At 71.9% G+C, this 15,548-nt stretch carries 15 protein-coding genes and 1 pseudogene; 2 read left to right on the forward strand and 14 right to left on the reverse strand.

The features are described 5' to 3' along the window. Window positions 1-58: 58 nt before the first annotated feature. Window positions 59-889, forward strand: a complete 831-nt coding sequence (locus tag QFZ67_RS17790; protein ID WP_307662070.1) for a diacylglycerol kinase — start codon at window positions 59-61, stop codon at window positions 887-889. A 523-nt stretch (window positions 890-1,412) separates the two neighbouring features. On the opposite strand, the gene QFZ67_RS17795 is transcribed toward QFZ67_RS17790, so the two are convergent. From QFZ67_RS17795 to QFZ67_RS17860, 14 genes and pseudogenes are all read right to left on the reverse strand, one after another. Continuing rightward, a complete protein-coding gene (locus QFZ67_RS17795; RefSeq protein WP_307662071.1) occupies window positions 1,413-2,615 on the reverse strand; it encodes a cytochrome P450 in 1,203 nt (400 codons plus the stop codon). 147 nt (window positions 2,616-2,762) lie between these two features. Beyond that, window positions 2,763-3,422, reverse strand: coding sequence for a response regulator transcription factor (locus QFZ67_RS17800; protein ID WP_307662072.1), 660 nt, complete (start codon window positions 3,420-3,422; stop codon window positions 2,763-2,765). Continuing rightward, window positions 3,419-4,786, reverse strand: coding sequence for a sensor histidine kinase (locus tag QFZ67_RS17805; RefSeq protein ID WP_307662073.1), 1,368 nt, complete (start codon window positions 4,784-4,786; stop codon window positions 3,419-3,421). Before QFZ67_RS17805 ends, QFZ67_RS17800 begins: the two co-directional genes overlap by 4 nt. Window positions 4,787-4,890: 104 nt before the next feature. After that, window positions 4,891-5,766: an NAD(P)H-binding protein gene (locus tag QFZ67_RS17810; RefSeq protein WP_307662074.1), complete on the reverse strand. Its 876-nt coding sequence runs from the start codon at window positions 5,764-5,766 to the stop codon at window positions 4,891-4,893. Window positions 5,767-5,823: 57 nt separating this feature from the next. Further along, window positions 5,824-6,492 carry a response regulator transcription factor gene (locus QFZ67_RS17815; RefSeq protein WP_307662075.1) on the reverse strand — a complete coding sequence of 223 codons (669 nt, stop codon included), beginning with the start codon at window positions 6,490-6,492 and terminating at the stop codon, window positions 5,824-5,826. Then, window positions 6,489-7,763, reverse strand: coding sequence for a sensor histidine kinase (locus QFZ67_RS17820; protein ID WP_307662076.1), 1,275 nt, complete (start codon window positions 7,761-7,763; stop codon window positions 6,489-6,491). The genes QFZ67_RS17815 and QFZ67_RS17820 overlap by 4 nt, the downstream gene beginning before the upstream one ends. A gap of 10 nt (window positions 7,764-7,773) precedes the next feature. Next, complete coding sequence (locus QFZ67_RS17825) at window positions 7,774-8,904, reverse strand: acyltransferase (RefSeq protein ID WP_307662077.1); 1,131 nt, start codon at window positions 8,902-8,904, stop codon at window positions 7,774-7,776. Further along, window positions 8,897-9,844: an alpha/beta hydrolase gene (locus tag QFZ67_RS17830; RefSeq protein WP_307662078.1), complete on the reverse strand. Its 948-nt coding sequence runs from the start codon at window positions 9,842-9,844 to the stop codon at window positions 8,897-8,899. The genes QFZ67_RS17825 and QFZ67_RS17830 overlap by 8 nt, the downstream gene beginning before the upstream one ends. A gap of 119 nt (window positions 9,845-9,963) precedes the next feature. Further along, window positions 9,964-10,834: pseudogene (locus QFZ67_RS17835) on the reverse strand (alpha/beta hydrolase family protein). A 195-nt stretch (window positions 10,835-11,029) separates the two neighbouring features. Then, window positions 11,030-12,223, reverse strand: a complete 1,194-nt coding sequence (gene kynU / locus QFZ67_RS17840; protein WP_307662079.1) for a kynureninase — start codon at window positions 12,221-12,223, stop codon at window positions 11,030-11,032. Continuing rightward, window positions 12,216-13,037: a tryptophan 2,3-dioxygenase family protein gene (locus QFZ67_RS17845; RefSeq protein WP_307662080.1), complete on the reverse strand. Its 822-nt coding sequence runs from the start codon at window positions 13,035-13,037 to the stop codon at window positions 12,216-12,218. Before QFZ67_RS17845 ends, kynU begins: the two co-directional genes overlap by 8 nt. 100 nt (window positions 13,038-13,137) lie before the next feature. Further along, window positions 13,138-14,034, reverse strand: coding sequence for a DUF3152 domain-containing protein (locus QFZ67_RS17850; protein WP_307662081.1), 897 nt, complete (start codon window positions 14,032-14,034; stop codon window positions 13,138-13,140). 108 nt (window positions 14,035-14,142) lie between these two features. Further along, window positions 14,143-14,556, reverse strand: a complete 414-nt coding sequence (locus tag QFZ67_RS17855) for a DUF3151 domain-containing protein (RefSeq protein ID WP_307662082.1) — start codon at window positions 14,554-14,556, stop codon at window positions 14,143-14,145. Next, window positions 14,543-14,893 (reverse strand): hypothetical protein, encoded by a 351-nt coding sequence (locus QFZ67_RS17860; protein WP_307662083.1) that lies wholly within the window; start codon window positions 14,891-14,893, stop codon window positions 14,543-14,545. Before QFZ67_RS17860 ends, QFZ67_RS17855 begins: the two co-directional genes overlap by 14 nt. A gap of 50 nt (window positions 14,894-14,943) precedes the next feature. Between QFZ67_RS17860 and QFZ67_RS17865 the strand changes: the two genes are divergently transcribed. Next, entirely contained in the window at window positions 14,944-15,396 is a 453-nt protein-coding gene (locus QFZ67_RS17865; protein ID WP_307662084.1) for a hypothetical protein, read from the forward strand. The last annotated feature ends 152 nt before the right edge of the window (window positions 15,397-15,548 follow it).

Below are 15,548 nucleotides of genomic sequence, written 5' to 3' on the forward strand. Positions count from 1 at the left end.
CCTGGCGCAATAGCGCAAGGGGCTCTTGCACAAAGATGCTACCCGAGGAAGGACCGAGGTGTCGGCTCACGACCAGCTACTGGTGGTCATCGACCCGGTCGCCCGCCGAAGTGACGGCGAGTCCGTGCGGATCGCGAAAGATGTGCTGTGTGGCGGGTCGGAGGCGAAGATCTGCCTCCCCGAGGGGCCGGAGGAATTCGCGCGGGCACTGGCCCGCAGGGGGTCGCGGCGGCCAGTGGTGATCGGTGACGACCGGGCGCTGCTGCGTGCGGTGGCGCTGCTGCACCGGGACCGCTGGCTGGGCGACGGGGCGCTGGCACTGGTGCCGGTAGGGCCGTCCGCCTCCGTGGAACTGGCGCATTCGCTGGGCGTGCCCCGGGGGGCGGTGGCGGCGGCGCGGGCGGTGCTCGACGGAGCCGTACGCCGCCTTGACCTGCTGGTGGACGAGAGCGACGGCGTCGTGCTGGGGGATCTGTCGATCCCGGCGGCGTCGGCGCGGGCGGCTCCCGGGGCGAACGGCGTGTCGGTGTGGGACACCTGCCGCTCGCTGGTCCGCACGCTGGTCCGCCCGCCGCCGGCTCCGGTGGTGCGGACGCACCGGCTGCGGGTGGAGGCGGACGGGGTGCTGCTGACGGACCTGGACCGGGTGGTGGAGGCGGTGACGGTGCGGGCGGGCGACGGCCGCGCGGAGGTGGTCGTCCGACACGGCGCGCATGCGGAGCCGGTCATGGCCCGCGCCTCGACGGTGACGGTCTCGGGGGCGGACTTCCGCTACCGGGCGGACGCGATGGTGACGGGGCCGGTGAGGACGCGGACGTGGACGCTGCGGGCGGGGGCGTGGGGGTTGACGCTGCCGTCGGGGGCGGTGGTGGCGGGCGCGGGGGGTTAGCCGGGGCCGTCCGGCTGCCGGTTTGTCCTCAATCGCCGGACGGGCTGGATTTGCCCGGCCCGTCCGGCAGACGGGACGTGGGCGCTGGTCGTGGCGGGGCTGGTGGGTCTGCGCAGGCGGGACATGCAGACCTGACGGCCCCGGCAACCGGCTCCGCCCCGGACCCGGCGCCTCAATCGCCGCCGGGGCTGGTTTCGGGGCTCGGCCCCGGACCCCCGCGCCTCAAACGCCGACGGGGCTTGGATACGGGGCTCCGCCCCGGGCCCCGCGCCTCAATCGCCGGAGGGGCTGGATGTCGCGTCCGGGACCGCGCCACAAGCTCCCCCAGACTTCGTCCGGGGGGGGACCCCCACGAGGCCTAAATTTCCCGCCGGTCTGCCTGAATCTTCAGACCGACCGGCGGAAATCAGCCCGTCCGGCGATTGAGGACAACGCCCGAAGGGCGTACCGGGGTCTGGGGCGGAGCCCCCCACGCGGCGGAGCCGCAAATCGATACAGCGGGAAGGGGCGGGGTGGGGAAAAGTCACAGCTCGACCCGCAGCTCCTTCACGCCCCGGATCACAAACCCCGCCTTCCACTCCGGCTCCGCCGCAAGCCTCATCGTCGGCGCCTCCCGCAGCAACTCCCCGAACGAAGCGGCCAGTTCGATACGCGCAAGCGGCGCGCCGAGGCAGTAGTGGATGCCCGCGCCGAAGCTGACGTGCGGGTTGTCGGCGCGGGCGAGGTCGAGGGTGTCCGGGTTCTCGAACTTCTCCGGGTCCCGGTTGGCCGAGCCGAAGAGCAGGGCGAGTTCGGAGCCGCGCGGGACGAGGGTCCCTTCGATCTCGATGTCGTCGAGTACCCAGCGTTCGAACAGCTGGAGCGGGGTGTCGTACCGCATCAGCTCCTCCACAGCTGTGGACAGAAGTGTGTGGTCGGCGCGGAGGGCGGCGAGCTGCGCGGGGTTGCGGAAGAGGGTCCACCAGCCGTTCGCGGTGGTGTTGACCGTCGCCTCGTGGCCCGCGTTCAGCAGCAGCACACAGGTGGAGATCATCTCCTGCTCGCTCAGCCGGTCTTCCTCGTCGTGCGCGGCGATGAGTGCGGAGATCAGGTCGTCGCCGGGCGCCGTGCGCCGCTCGGCGATCAACTCCCGTAGGTACGCGCTGAACTCGACCGAGGCGCGGACCGCGCAGGCGGCGGTCTCCTCGGACGGATTCAGCTCGTACATCCCGCAGATGTCCGCCGACCAGGGCCGCAGCAGCGCGCGGTCGGCGGGCGGAATCCCGAGCATCTCCGCGATGACGGCGACCGGCAGCGGCTCGGCGACCTCGGCGAGCAGATCGCCCCCGCCGTTGTCCTTGAGCCCGGCGACAAGCTCGGCCGCGAGCCTGCGCACGGTGGGCACGAGCGACTCGACGGTGCGCGGCGTGAAGGCCTTCGACACGAGCCGCCGGATGCGGGTGTGGTCGGGGGCTTCGAGGTCGAGCATCCCGTAGTCGTTGAGCGTGTGGAACGGCTCGTGCGCGGCGGGCGGGGGCGTACGCCCGAACTCCTCGTGCGTGAAACGGTGCAGGTACGTCCGCCCGAGCCGGCGGTCGCGCAGCAGCGCGGAGACGTCGGCGTGGTGGGGGATCAGCCACTGGCGGGTGGGCTCGAAGTAGTGCACGCGTCCGCGGGCGCGGAGGTCGGCGTAGGCGGGGTAGGGGTCGGCGACGAATGCGGGTGACCAGGGGGCGAAGTCGGCCATGGGCTGACGCTACCCGGCGGGGTGTTCTTTCCCCAGCCCCGCCCCTTCCCGTAACTGGGGGCAAGCCCCCAGACCCCCCGTACGCCCTTCGGGCGTGTCCTCAAACTCCCCCAGACTTCGTCCGGGGGGACCCCCAACGGGCTTGATTCAGCCCGGCGTGACCAGTCTCGCCTCGTACGCGAATACCGCCGCCTGCGTCCGGTCCCGCAGCCCCAGCTTCACCAGCACCCTGCTCACATGCGTCTTGATCGTCGACTCCGCGACCACCAAGTGCGAGGCGATCTCCGCGTTCGACAGACCCTGCGCGATCAGCACCAGCACCTCCGTCTCGCGCTCCGTGAGATCCCCCACCTGGGCCAGGGCCGGCGGGCGCGGGTTCTGGGAGAGCTTCGAGAACTCCGTGATCAGACGGCGTGTGACCGTCGGCGCCAGCAGCGCCTCGCCCGCCGCCACCACCCGTACACCGTCCGCGAGTTGACGCGCGGACGCGTCCTTCAGCAGGAAGCCGGACGCCCCCGCGCGCAGCGCCTGGTACACGTACTCGTCGAGGTCGAACGTCGTCAGCACCAGCACCTTCGACCCGGCGTGCGCCGCGGCGATCTCGCGGGTCGCCTCGATGCCGTTCAGCTCCGGCATACGGATGTCCATCAGCACCACGTCGGGCGCGAGTTCGGCGACCTTGGCGATCGCCTCGCGGCCGTTCACCGCCTCGCCGACGACCTCGATGTCGGGCATCGCGTTCAGCAGGACCGAGAAGCCCTCGCGGACCATCATCTGGTCGTCGACGACAAGGACGCGGATCGTCATGACGGCTCCTCGGTGGCGGGGGCGGCGTCGGTGGGGACGGCTGCCACGGGGATGAAGGCGGTCACCTGGTAGCCGCCGTCCTGCGTCGGCTCCGCGGTCATCTCGCCGCTCAGCATCGTCACCCGCTCCCGCATGCCCGTGATGCCGTGGCCCGCGCCCGGCGACGGCTTGACCAGGCCCTGGGGTGCGGTGTTCACGATGCGCAGGCCGAGGCCGCCGAGTACATAGGAGATCTCGACCTTCGCCGAGGACCCCGGCGCGTGGCGCAGCGCGTTGCTGAGCGCCTCCTGGATGATCCGGTACGCCGACAGCTCGACGCCCTGCGGCAGATCACGTACCGCGCCCGTCACCGTCTTCCCCACCTCCAGGCCCGCCTCACGGACGTTGGAGAGCAGGTTCTCGATGTCGGCGAGCACCGGCTGCGGCGCGTCGGGGGCCTGGTAGTCCTCCGCCCGCACGACACCGAGGACCCGGCGCAGCTCGGTCAGCGCCGCCACCGCGTTCTCGCGGATCGTGGCGAAGGCCTTCTCCAGCTCGGGCGGCGGGTTCTCCACCCGGTAGGGCGCGGCCTCCGCCTGGATCGCGACCACCGACATGTGGTGGGCCACCACGTCGTGCAGCTCGCGGGCGATCGTCGTGCGCTCCTCTAGGAGTGTGCGCCTGTCGCGTTCGACGGCTGTGACGGTCTGCTGCGCCGCGACCTCCTGCTTCGCCTCGCGGCGTACCTGCAGCACGGTCGTCGCCAGCAGCACCAGCGCAGAGAAGAAGAGCATCTGCGGGGTGTCGGAACTGCCACCGCGGGAGAGCAGGACCTCGGAGAAGGTTCCGTACGCCCCGGTCAGCACCCACATCCAGGCCGCGGTCCGCGGCCGGGTCCGCAGCGCCACCACCGTCATCACCGTCAGGTGCGACAGGAAGGAGCTGGGCGTCCACGGCCAGCCGTCCCCGTAGTGGGCCAGCACGCCGACGACGGGTGTGCTGAGCAGGGAGAGCCACCATGCGCCGACCGGCCTGAGCAGCGTCATCACCACCGCGGCGGCGGGGACGAACCCGGTCAGGACGAATTCGTACCCGGCGCCCCCGCTGTCGCCGGAAACAGACGCCATGAGCAGCACGAAGAACGCCACGACCACGAGCACGGCGTGCGGGGTCCACCCCGCGTACTCGCGTATCCGGCCCGGGAGCCGGCGGGTGATCGGCCCGTCCGTCCGCCTGCGCGGCAGGGGGCGGTAGGCGAGGGCATCGTGGAAGAGGTCCTGGCGGAGGCCGCTCAGGGCCCCCATGGCCAGGTGGAACTCGGGGCTGCGGGTCTTCTCGGTCACGTACAGAACGGTAAGCGGAAGGACGGACGCGGTCGTCAGCATCGCTGCGGATCCTGCCGCGTCCGTCCTGAGTACTACGAGGCGCTACGAGTCGCTACGAAGCGATACGAAGCGATACAGGTGGTACGGGCGGTACGGGACGACGCTTACGCGCGGAACGCGTCCGCGTGCTCCGCCGCCCACTGGGCGAAGGTCCGCGCCGGGCGCCCCGTGACCTTCTCGACGGTGTCGACGACGGTACGTCCGACGAGCGGTGTGTTCCCGTACGCCTCCAGCAGGAAGCCGATCACTTCGTCCGGCTGGCCGGCCGCCCGCCACTGCTCGACCGCCTGCTCCTCGCTCAGCTCAACGAGCCGGATCTCCCGGCCGCGGGCGGCCGCGAGGGCGTCCGTCTTGTCCTTCAGGGTCAGCACCTCCGGGCCGGTGATCACGTATTCCTTGCCGCCGTGGCCGTCCTCGGTGAGCGCGACCGCGGCGACGGCGCCGATGTCGCCCTCGTGGACCATCGCGCTCAGCCGGCCGGTGAACGGCTCCCGCACCGCGTCGTCGCCGCGAATGCCGTCCGCCCACTCCAGCGCGTTCGACATGAACTCCACCGGCATGACCACGGTCCACGCGAACTCTCCCCCACAGCCTTCGGCGTGGGAGGGGCCCCCAGCCCGCACCGCGTCCTCCAGCAGGCTGGGGCCGCCGCCGTGCAGCACGGTGACCCGGCGGACACCCGCCTTGCGGGCCTGTTCGAGGATCTGTGGGCCGGTCTCAAGAGGGGCGAAGTACGGCCCGCCGAAGGTGATCAGGTGGAGGCCGGTCACGTCCTCGAGAGCGGCTGTGAGGGATTCGGGGTCGGTGAGGTCGCCCTGCACAACCTCGACGCCGGCGGGGAAATCCGCCTTGGCGGGGTCACGGGTCAGGGCACGGACGGAGTGTCCACGGCGGAGGAGTTCGGCGACGACCTGGCTGCCAACGGTTCCGGTTGCTCCGGTGACCAGGACGATTCCTTCGGTGCTCTCTCGATTCGTCATATGGCCAAGGTAGGAAGGCTTGCGGTCAGCTTCTGTCCGCAAGGCAAGGCCGAGGGTTCAGTAGCCGGTGGGACGTATGAGGCCCGTCTCGTACGCGAAAACCGCCGCCTGCGTACGGTCGCGCAGCCCCAGCTTCACCAGGATCCGGCTCACATGCGTCTTCACGGTCTGCTCCGCCACCACCAGCCGCGCGGCGATCTCCGCGTTCGACAGGCCCTGTGCGATCAGGTTGAGCACCTCCGTCTCACGCTCCGTCAGATCGCCGACGCGCTCCTTGAGCGGGGTGCGCGGCGCACCGGCCGTCCGGGAGAACTCGGTGATCAGCCGCTTGGTGATGTTCGGCGAGAGCAGCGCGTCGCCGGCCGCCACCACCCGTACCGCTTCGGCGAGTTGACCGGCCGAGGCGTCCTTCAGCAGAAAGCCGGACGCACCCGCGCGCAGCGCCTCGTAGACGTACTCGTCCAGGTCGAACGTGGTCAGCACCAGGACCTTGACGGTGGCACCCGGGGCCCGGGTGATCCGACGGGTGGCCTCGATGCCGCCGAGCTCGGGCATCCGGATGTCCATCAGGACTACGTCGGGGTCGAGTTCGGCGACCTTGGCGACCGCCTCGCGGCCGTCCACGGCCTGGCCGATCACCTCGATGCCCGGCTCGGCATTGAGCAGCACCGTGAAGCCCTGCCGGACCATTGCCTGGTCGTCGGCGATCACCACCCGGATCGTCATGCGTTGTCCTTCGAGACTTGCAGGGGCAGGTGTGCGGTGACTTCGTAGCCGCCGTCGGGGGTGCGTCCCGCGGCGAGGCCGCCGCCGAGCATGGCGGCGCGTTCGCGCATGCCGAGCAGACCGTGGCCTGCTCCGGGGGACGGCGGGGCGGGCTTCGCCGACGCGGTGTTGATCACTCGGACGCCCAGCACGCTCGGCTTGTACACGATCTCCACGCGTACCTCGGACCCGGGCGCGTGCCGTATCGCATTGCTGAGCGCCTCCTGGATGATCCGGTACGCCGACAGTTCGACGCCGGGCGACAGCGGGTGCGGCTCGCCGGCGCTGTGGGTGGTGATGCTCAGCCCTGCGCTGCGGACATTCTCGACGAGGGAGTCCAGCCGGTCGAGGGTGGGCTGCGGTGCGTGCGGCGCGCCTTCCGGGTTCTCGGACCGCAGCACGCCGAGCACCCGGCGGAGTTCGGTGAGCGCTTCGAGGGCGTTCTCGCGGATGCCCTCCAGGTTCTCCTTGAGCTCGTCGGACGGATTCTGCACGAGGTGCGGGGCCACCTGCGCCTGGATGGAGATCACCGACATGTGGTGGGCGACGACATCGTGCAGCTCGCGGGCGATCCGGTTGCGCTCTTCGAGCAGCGTGCGCCGGGACCGCTCCTCGGCCGTGAGCGACTCCTGCTCGGCGAGCCGGTCACGGGCCTCGCGGCGGCCGTGCAGTGATGTACCGACGAGGACCACGACGGCGTACACGATCGCGGCCGTCGCGGACGACGAGTTGTACCGAGGCATCGCGAGCCCGAAGACGTCGAAGACGAACCCGACCCCGACGGTGACCACCAGGGCCTTGACGGCGATGCGGGTCCGGACGCGCAGGGCGACCAGGAACAGCACGGCCGCGTTGGCGATGACACCCGGTACGGTCCACGGCCAGGGCTGCCCGCCGGGCAGTTGGCCGCCCACGGCGAACGCGGTCAGTGCGGCGATCCCCAGCGACATCCACCAAGCGGCCAGCGGCCGGCGCATCGCGTACCCGACCACGGCGGCGGTGGCGACGCCGAGCGGGATGCCGTACTGGCCGTGCACGCGGAACTGATTGACGAGTTCGTCGGAGCCGAAGATCGCCAGGGTGAGGGCGCCGTAGCCGATCAGGACATGCGGCAGCCGGCGGAGCCAGCGGGGGCGTGCCATCGGCGGAAGCGGCATCGCTTCGAAGTTCCACAGCTCAGGGGGGCGCAGAGCCGCCCGCTCCCATCTGTTGAGGTTGTCTTCGTCCGCCACAGGATGAAGCCTAGGCATCGCGCACCGCCTTCGGCGGGGCGGGCCGCCGCCCCTGTTCGTACAGCCGGAACGCACCCCAGCAGACCGACAGCGCAAGCGCGAAGACCGGTAGCCAGGCAAACCGGGCCAGCACCCAGCCGGGGCTGTCGGGTGCGGTGTGCAGTCCGGGAAGCGCGCCCGCGAGCAGGCCTGTCGTGGTGACCGCCATCAGCGCGGTCTGGTGCCAGAGGAAGACGGTCATCGCCGATAGGTTGACCAGCGCCACCGCCGCCCAGGCCGCGGGTCTTTGAAGCACCCTGCGCAGCGGGCCGAGCAGGAGCAGGGCCCCTCCGCACTGCGCGAGCCCGAAGGCAACGGCGGCGAGGGTCGGCGGGTTGAGGTTGGAGATCTCGGCGCCGGGCACCCCGACCATGGACGCGGGATAGCCGGCCCACAGGACGAGCGCGGCGGTGGCGGCGGCGCCGCCGAGCAGCAGCGCCCATCGGATCGCACGGCCCCGCAGGCCGCCGCGGGCCCAGGCCGCGCCGAGGCAGCACGGGACCAGCCAGCCCGCGGGCACGTTGATCCAGCCCAGCCAGGCCGGTCCGCCGAAGCCGAAACGGAACAGGTCGATGTGGAGGACGACGGCGAGCGGCCAGAGCGGATGCAGCCTGGCGACGAGCGGGGTGGCGGCGGTGAGCGCGGCGAACACCAGCAGGAACCAGAGCGGGGAGAGGGCGAGGGTCAGCAGGGTGCGTACGGTCTGAAGGCCCGCGCCCGTGGCGAGCATCCCGATCGCGGCGACCGTCCACAGCACGAGGACGGCCGCGACCGGCGCGAAGAGCCGGGCCAGGCGGGTGGCCAGCCACTGCCGGTAGCCGGTGCCGCGGGCCCGCGCCGCGGCATGGCTCTTGGCGGCCACGTGCCCACCGACCAGGAAGAAGACTGCCAGGGTCTGGAAGATCCAGGAGACCGGGCTCAGCCACGGCATGTGCTGGAGCGGGCTGGCGCCGTGGAGCACGCCGCCGCCGTCGGTGACGAGGGCGGTGACCAGCCAGTGGCCGAGGACCACCCCGAGGATCGCCAACGCGCGCAGGGCGTCGACGGCACGGTCCCGCTCGGGCGGGGTGGCCGCGTCGATCCGGCGTGCCAACTCACGCATGGGTGACCTCCGTTGCGCGGCCGAGGACGATCCGGCCGAGGTTGCGCAGGGACGGGGAACCGGGCTTCAGGTAGTCGCTGTGCCCGCCGTCGCCCGCGTCGAAGGTGCGCGCGCCGAAGCCGGGCGAGACGGGGTCGGCGCCGAACCCCACCGTGGTACCGAGGAGTTCGAGCCGCAGGTGCGGGACGTTGGCGATCCAGTCGTCGCTGCCGCGACCGGCCCAGACGGCGGCGCGGGTGCGCAGCTCGGCCACGTGCTCGACACCCGCGCCGGGGCTGCCGTAGAGGACGATGTCGGCGACGTCGATGGAGTGGGCGGCGCGCCCGCAGACGACGGAGCCGTACGAATGGCAGAGGAGGCTGACTCGCGCAGCGGGCTTTGCGTCTCCCAACTCACGTATGAATAAGCGCAGTTGGCGAGCAGCACCGTCCGCTCGCCCCTCGGTCAGCACCTCGGGGCTGACGGTCCCCGGCGTGGCATAGCCGAGCCAGGCGACGACCGCCGCGCGGCCGCCCAGTTCGCCGTGGAGGGCGGCGGCCCCGGCCCGGAAGCGTTCGTACGTATCGAGGTTGGTGTCCGAGCCCGGCACCAGTACGGCGATCCGCTCGGCGCCCGCGAGATCGCCGAACACCTCGGCGGTGCGGCCGCCGTCACGCCCGTCGAAGGTGAGGAAGTGCCGCGTCGGGTCCGCCATGACGCGCAGCCGGGCGGCCCGCCCCCGGTCGCCGTGGTCGGCGGCCGTCCGCACGGCCTCGCGGATATTGCCGCGGTTGGCTTCGTAGCGGTCGCCGAGAGCCGGCAGTTCGGCGGCGGTGACCGGCGCGAGTGCGACCGGGGCGGGCGCGGGGACGGCTGCGGGCCGCGCCGCCGCCGACACCGGCACGGCCACCGCGGCGGTGACGAGCGCGGCGAGCAGGGTACGACGCAGGCGGGACGCCATGAGGTTTCTTCCTTCCGTTCCAGACGCTGTCTCTGGAACAGAAGTTATGGATCACGGCCGGTCGTCGGCGTCCCGCTGGAGAATGCACCTGTGACGTAGCTCCGAAGTATTACGGGTACTCACCAGGCGAGCTGCGCGATCTCCTCCGCGACGACCGCGCACGCGTCCGCGGCCGGGTCGATGAGCGGGAAGTGCCCGACCTCCTCGAGGAGCGTGAGCCCGACGGTCTCCCCGGCCTTCGCCGCGGCGTCGACGTACGACTCGGAGACGGCGTACGGCACGACGATGTCGACGCGGCCCTGCACGACGGTGGTGGCGATGCCGGGTGGGCAGCAGCGCCGCCGGATCGGTGTGCGCGCTCCTCGACTCGAACTCCTCTTCCCCGCCGAGGAGTTGAACCACCGCGCCGCCGCACACATCGAGCTCGACGGCCTGCGCGAAGTCCGCGATCGGCGCGAGCGCGACAACCCCGCGCAGCGCGGGCGGCGCGGCCAGCCGCCACGGCGACCCGACGGGCAGCACATGCCGCGCGGCGGCCCACAGCGCGAGCTGTCCGCCCGCGGAATGCCCCGTCACCACGATGCGCCGGACATCCACCTGCGGCAGCGCCCGCCGGGCAAGCCCGGGCAGCGCGTCCATCGCGGCGGCGACATCGTCGAACGTCTCCGGCCACCGCCCGGCCACCGGCCCGCTCCCCCGCTGCTGCGGAATCTCGCTCCCCCGCCGGTACTCGACATTGGCGACTGCGAGCCCGCGCCGGGCCAGAAAGTCGGCGAAGGGAGTGACATGCTGCCGGTCGTACGCTGCCCGCCACGCCCCACCGTGCAGCACGACGACGAGAGGGGCACTGGCCTGCTCCCCGCGCGGGGCATAGAAGTCGACGACCTGGTCGGGATGCTCCCCGTACGCGAGGGAGGCGTCCGGCGCGACGGCAGGATGCGAAAAGACCGACTCGGCCTCGGCGGCGTCACGGGCGACGGGGTCCGGCATTGCTGCTCCAACCTTCCGACGGAGTGGCGGAATTGATCGCGGAACCGACCGCGGAACCGGCCGCGGAACCGGCCGCGGAACCGGCCGCGAAGTTGACCGCGAAGTTGACCGCGAAACTGACCGCGAAATTGACCGCGAAATTGAGCTGACCAGCGGGGACGGTACCAGTCTCCCGCTGGTCAGCTCAGCGCGGCGTCAGGCGGCAAGAACCTCCGCCAGAACCGCCGCCGCCCGCTCCGTGTCGCCGAAGCCCACATACAGCGGCGTGAACCCGAACCGCAGCACATCCGTCCTGCGCAGGTCGCCCACCACCCCGCGGGCGATCAGCTTCGCCATCACCGAAGGGGCGTCCGCGCAGCGCAGCGCGATCTGGCTGCCGCGCGATGCGTGGGCCGACGGGGTCAGGGAGGTGACCCGGCCCTCCGGGACGTACGACTCGACGCACTCCAGGAAGAAGTCCGTCAGCGCCAGGCTCTTGGCCCGTACCGAGTCGATCGAGACGCCGTCCCAGACGTCGAGCGCCGCCTCCAGGGCCAGCATCGACAGGATGTCGGGCGTCCCGACCCGGCCGCGGATCACGCCCGGCGCCGGCGCGAAGTCGGCCGTCATCGCGAACGGGTCCGTGTGGGAGTTCCAGCCCGGCAGCGGGGAGTCGAAAGCGGCCTGGTGGCGCTGGGCGACGTACAGATACGCCGGTGAACCCGGGCCGCCGTTCAGGTACTTGTAGGTGCAGCCGACCGCCAGGTCCACGCCGTGGGCGTCCAGGCCGACCGGGAGAGCACCCGCCGTGTGGCAGAGGTCCCACACCGCGAGGGCGCCCGCCTCGTGGATCGCCGCCGTGAGGGACGGCAGCTCGTGGAGGCGGCCGGTGCGGTAGTCGACGTGGTTGAGCAGCGCGACCGCCGTACGAGGGCCGAGCGCGGCGGGCAGGTCGGCAGGCGCGACCGGGACCAGGCGCTTGCCCGTCAGGCGGGCAGCCGACTCGGCGATGTAGCCGTCCGTGGGGAAGGTCGTCGCGTCGACCAGGATGTCCGTACGGGAGTCGTCCCCGCACAGCCGTACCGCGCCCACAACCGCCTTGAAAACGTTGACACTTGTGGAGTCGCCGACCACCACCTGGCCCGGGCCCGCGCCGACCAGCGGTGCGATCCGGTCACCGATCCGCTCCGGCGCCGTCCACCAGCCGCTCTCGTCCCACGAGCGGATCCGCAGCTCGCCCCACTGCCGGGTCACCACATCCGCGACACGCTCGGGCACATGCGCCGGCAGCGCGCCGAGGGAGTTTCCGTCCAGATAGACCGTCTCATCGAGCGCGAACAGCTTGCGCGCCCCGGCCAGTTCGTCTGCGGCGTCCAGCGCCGCGGCCTTCGCGGCCAGTGACTCAGACATGGCTGCGCGCCGTCCACAGCTCCGGGAAGACGTTCTTGCGGGCCCGCTTCTCCAGCCAGGCCACCCCCGCCGAACCGCCCGTACCCGCCTTCGAGCCCATCGCCCGCCGCGTCGCCACCAGATGGTCGTTGCGCCAGCGCCACACCAGCTCGCCGACATCCGTCAACGCCTCGCCGATGCGCACCAGTTCGGTGTCCTGGTCCGCGCCGCCGTACACCGCGGCCCAGATCTCCTCGATCTCCTCCGAGGGCTCGTACTTCTGCGAGAGATCCCGGTCGAGGACCGAGGACGGCACCGGCAGCCCGCGTCGCGCGAGCAGCCGCAGCACCTCGTCGTACAGGCTCGGCTCCTGCAGCGCCTTCTCCAGCTCCGCGTGGACGCGCGGCGCGCCCCGGTGCGGCACCAGCATGGAGGCGGACTTCTCGCCGAGCAGGAACTCCATCCGCCGGTACATCGCGGACTGGAAGCCGGATCCCTCGCCCAAAGCGCTGCGGTACGCGTTGAACTGGGCGGGCGTCAGATGCGCGAGCGGCTTCCACGAGGCGTTGAGCGACTCGAGTTCGTACGTGCTGCGCTTCAGCGCGGCGAGGGCGACCGGCAGGTCATCCTCGCGCAGGGCGCGCGCCGCCGTCTCCCACTCGTGGACGATCACGGTGAACCACAGCTCCATCACCTGCGTGGTGACGAGGAAGACCATCTCTCCCGGGTCGTCCGAGAGCGGCTTCTGGAGGTGGGTGAGGACGTCCGCCTGGACATAGTCCTCGTACGGAGTGGTGCCCGCGAAATCCAGGTTCGGGGCCGCGTCATGTGACATCGCTGTCTCCTCGACGTGTCCGGGTAGCGGTCCGCCCCTTCCTGTTGGCTCGGGAGCCCCGGTCCCCACCGGCATCATAAGCCGGAGGTCATCGGGCAGGTCAGAGCGTCGGGCCTGTGATGTACGTCCCGTCCTCGTCGTACGGCCAGGCATTGGACCGGCAGCCGTTCAGCCCCTTGATCTGCTGCATCATCACCGGCGCGAGCTTGCCCGGGCCCGGGCAGCCCAGGTGTTCGCGGTTGCCTATTTCGTGCCCGACCTCGTGGTTGATGATCAGATGCCGGTACTCCGCGGCCGGGCCTGCGAACGTCGGCGAGCCCAGCATCCAGCGGCGCAGATTCACCACGACGCCGTCGGCGGTCTCGCAGTTCAGCTCGCCGCCCGTGTCGAAGCCCTGCGCCAGGCAGAGCTGGTCCGCGGTGGACGGCGTGGCGATCCTGATCACGAAGTCGGCGGCTGCGTCGCCGGAGACCAGCTGGAAGGAGCCACGGCCGTGCGCGGCCCAGCCTCGCGGGTGGGCGAGGATCTGCTGGATCTCGGCTGCGGCGTCCTTCGCGGAGACGTCGATGCCGTCCTCGACCTGGACGCGGTAGCGGCGCAGCGGACCCGAACCGGCGGCGCTGCCGGATGCCTGCGCGGTGGTGAAGCTGCCCGCGCCGGATGCGGGGACCTTGACCGGCGGCTTCTTCGGCTTGGGCGGCCGGGAGGATGGGGGCGTGCGGCCTTGCTCCGGCATCGAGCGGTCGGCCCGGGCCGGGTCGGACGCCTCCGGAGTCATGGGCGGGGACACGGGCGCGCGGACGGGGTCGTCGGCCGCCTCGGGCACGGATTCCTTGGTGCCGTGCCAGTGCGCGAGGGCGCCGGCGCCGAGCGAAAGGACGACGAGGGCCGCGCCGAGCGGGAGTATCCGGGCCAGCGGGCGGCGGGGGGATCTGCTGCCGCGGCTACGGCTGCGGCTGCGGCTGCGCCCACGACGGGCGGCGGCGCGTTTGCCCACGACAGACCTCCCACGCTTGCGATCCGACAGGCCGAAGGCCCGTATCCGGTGGTCTAGACAGGGGATACGGGCCTTCGGTTCCATCTTCAACTCAGCGTGTCCGCCGCTTCAGCCCAGCGTGTCCGCCGCCGTCTGGGACGAGTCGCGCAGGAACGTCGTGCAGCGCTCGTACTCCTCCTGCTCACCGATCGACTGAGCCGCGCGGGCCAGCGCGTGCAGCGCGCGCAGGAAGCCGCGGTTCGGCTCGTGCTCCCACGGCACCGGGCCGTGGCCCTTCCAGCCGCTGCGCCGCAGCGAGTCGAGGCCGCGGTGGTAGCCCGTGCGGGCGTAGGCGTACGACTCCACGACCCGGCCCCCCTCGAAGGCGTCGTCGGCGAGCCGGGCCCAGGCCAGCGAGGAGGTGGGGTACTTGGCGGCGACGTCGGCCGGGGCCGTGCCGGCGGCGAGAAGCTCGCGCGGCTCGGGTTCGTCGGGCAGGTGGGTCGGGGGAGGTCCCCCCAGCAGATTTTCATGGATGACCATGGGTTCCAGTGTCACAGGTCCATGAGGATCCGTGGAACCGGTGCGGGGGGTACGTGCCGGAGGCGATGATCCCTGTCATGGGCAGGGTGACGGGTGGATGGAAGGCCACGGCGGTGGGGGCGTTACTGGTCCTGAGCCTGGTGACGGGCTGCGGCGGCACGGGCGGGGGCGGCGAGCGCGACGAGTCCTGGCGCGCGCCGTCGGCCCCGCCGTCGCTGTCCCCCGGCGCGACGTCCTCGGCCCCCGTGGCGCTTTCACCGTCGGTGTCCCGCACGCCGTCGGGCAGCCCGTCCGCGACGGGCCGGGCGTCACCGGGCGTCCCTACGACCACGACCACGCCCACATCCGGCTCCGGGGGCGGCTCCGGCTCGGGTGGCGGCTCCGGCGGTGGGGGCGGCGAGCCCGAGCCGCCCATCGCACCGGCGCCCCCGTCCCAGCAGGCCCCGGCCGGCGGCACCGACCGGGTACCCCTACGACGGCGACCTGTGCCCGGGCGGCGACCACGGCCCGTATCTCCAGGTCTACGGCGGCTCCGGAAGGAACCAGACGGCCCAGATCACCGCCAGGGAGGGGCACTTCACCTGCGACGACAAGGACGACCCACGCTGGACGACCACCGGCGCCGCGGCGGGCCCCCTCCCGCTGAACGAGGACGCGCACATCACGGTCACCACGCCTTTCGTCCCGGCGGGGCAGCGCAAGGCGGTCACCGCGGCGGACTTCCTCGCGAAGGTCAAGAAGGTCAATGCGTACGGGAAGAGGCAGGTCCTGGTCTTCCACTACCAGACGGACGGCGACAGCGTCTGGATCCTCAACCAGATCGACCCGGCACAGTACTAGCCCGGGGCCCGGCCCCGCACGCCCTTCGGGCTTTGTCCTCAACCCCCGGAAGGGCTGAAAATCCAGCCCCGCCGACGCTTGAGGCGTGGTCCCGGACGCGAAATCCAGCCTCGTCGGCGTTTGAGGCGCGGGGCGCGGGGCGGAGCCCCGGT

Origin of the sequence: Streptomyces sp. V1I1 (assembly GCF_030817355.1) — a bacterium.
Classification (GTDB): domain Bacteria; phylum Actinomycetota; class Actinomycetes; order Streptomycetales; family Streptomycetaceae; genus Streptomyces.